This window comes from Sulfuricurvum sp., from assembly GCF_019163035.1.
Lineage (GTDB): Bacteria > Campylobacterota > Campylobacteria > Campylobacterales > Sulfurimonadaceae > Sulfuricurvum.
The window spans coordinates 11833-13833 of the sequence record NZ_JAFLKV010000053.1; the positions used below are offsets into that span (position 1 = coordinate 11833).

Sequence of the window (2001 nt, forward strand, 5' to 3'; positions counted from 1 at the left end):
ACCCCCCACGTTCTGATCATCGGAAAATCCCGTATCATGGGTGATTTGAACCGTTATGAAGTGTACGAATACGATGTCGAAAACCAAAAATATTTTCTCGTTGATGATGAAGTGCTCGAAACGGCTGAGAAAATCCTCTTTAAACCGATGGGCTCGCCGTTGCCGAATCCTAGCTTCGTTATCAGTGATGCCGATTATGTCGATTGGCTCACCGAAGCAATGAGCGGATTTGCCGTTCCGAAAATACTCAAAACCTACCGCAAAGCGAAAAAATATCTCTTTTTCGGAACCTCATTCGACCACGATACGGATCGCATGGTTGCCAATGAATTGAGTTTGGATTTGGAAGGCGGTTACGTCATCACCGACAAAGAGCTGGGTAAAAAAGAGAAGAAGTTCATCGAAAAACATAACCTCGAAGTGATCCCTATGTCACTTCCCGAATTCATCAAAGCATTTATCTAAAGGAGCCACTTATGCCGTTTATTCCAACCGTCAAAGATGTTTCACCGCGTGGAGAGCGTTATTTCGATCTCTTCTCCAAACTCCTAGGAGATCGTGTTATTGTTATCACCGAAGCGATTGATGATCACATGATGGGGGTTATCGTCTCTCAGTTGCTCTACCTCGAAGCGATGGATCCCGATGAGCCAATCCACATGTATATCAGCTCACCCGGTGGTTCAGTGATGGCGGGATTGGCGATACTCGATACTATGAATCTCATCAACGCCCCAGTCCATACCTACGCTATGGGGTTGGTTGCGTCGATGGCGGCGGTGCTGTTCACCTGCGGCGAAAAAGGGAATCGTTATATGCTCCCCAACGCCGAAGTGATGATCCATCAGCCACTCGGAGGGTATTCGGGTCAAGCGAGCGACATCGAGATCCACACCAAACATATCCTCAACCTCAAACGCCGACTCTATGTGATCCTCGCAGAGGCGACTGGCAAAAGTACCAAAGTGATCGAAAAAGAGTCCGACCGTGACAACTATATGGAAGCCAAAGAGGCAATAGAGTTCGGTCTTGCCGATACGATCCTCACCAAATTCACGCCGAAGGATGTCTGATGAGTACTGAAAAATCGTGTTCATTTTGCGGAAGAAAACAAAGCGAAGTGAAAAAAATGTTCTCCTCGGAGACGACCCATATCTGTAACGAGTGTATCACCACCTGCTCTAGCATACTCCAAAAAGAGGTGCGCTACGAGCAACGCTCCGCGATGCAACAACAGCTCCCGACCCCTGAGAAAATCGTCGAGTTTTTGGACAAATATATTATCGGTCAGTATGATGCGAAAAAAGTGCTCGCCGTCGCCCTCTACAACCACTACAAACGGATCGAAAATCCCGTCTATAACAACGTCGAGTTGGAAAAATCCAACATCATGCTCGTAGGACCTACGGGGAGCGGTAAAACCCTCCTCGCCAAATCGCTCTCCAAGATCATGCAAGTGCCATTCGCCGTCGCCGATGCCACCGCATTGACCGAAGCTGGATATGTGGGTGAGGACGTCGAGAGCATCCTCAGCCGCCTCCTCGCCGCCGCCAACTACGACATCGATCTCGCACAGCGGGGGATCATCTACATCGACGAAGTGGATAAAATCGCCCGCAAGGGTGAGAGTTCCACTATGGGGCGCGATGTCTCGGGGGAAGGGGTACAGCAAGGGTTACTCAAAATCTTAGAAGGTGCCGAAGTCTACGTTCCCGTAAAAGGGAGCCGTAAAAACTCCACTACCGAAACGGTACTGTTCAACACTTCCCACGTCCTCTTCGTCTGTGGAGGAGCCTTCGTCGGTCTCGTCCCCGATACCCACACGAAAAAAACGAACAAAGTGGGATTCAGCAAAAGCGCCTCTGCCGATGCGAAGCCGAAGAAAATCGATGCCAAAGCGCTCGTCCATTATGGGATGATTCCCGAATTTATCGGACGTATCCCTGTCGTCGCACAGCTGGGCGAACTCACCAAAGATCAAATGATCCAAATCCTCCAAGA

The 2001-nt window shown here is 49.4% G+C and carries 3 protein-coding genes; all 3 read left to right on the forward strand.

Annotation, left to right across the window (positions count from 1 at the left end; genetic code table 11):
- The coding region (locus JZU62_RS04950) for an SIR2 family protein (protein WP_295012498.1) at positions 1 to 465 on the forward strand (465 nt) is incomplete at its 5' end.
- 11 nt (positions 466 to 476) lie between these two features.
- Positions 477 to 1073 carry an ATP-dependent Clp protease proteolytic subunit gene (locus tag JZU62_RS04955; protein WP_295012500.1) on the forward strand — a complete coding sequence of 199 codons (597 nt, stop codon included), beginning with the start codon at positions 477 to 479 and terminating at the stop codon, positions 1071 to 1073.
- A partial coding sequence (clpX, locus tag JZU62_RS04960) for an ATP-dependent Clp protease ATP-binding subunit ClpX (protein WP_295012503.1) occupies positions 1073 to 2001 on the forward strand: 929 nt, incomplete at its 3' end. The genes JZU62_RS04955 and clpX, both read left to right, overlap by 1 nt.

What these genes read in the sequence shown, in the direction of transcription:
- JZU62_RS04955 (WP_295012500.1), top strand. Translation starts at nt 477, where the DNA reads ATGCCGTTTATTCCAACCGTCAAAGATGTTTCACCGCGTGGAGAGCGT.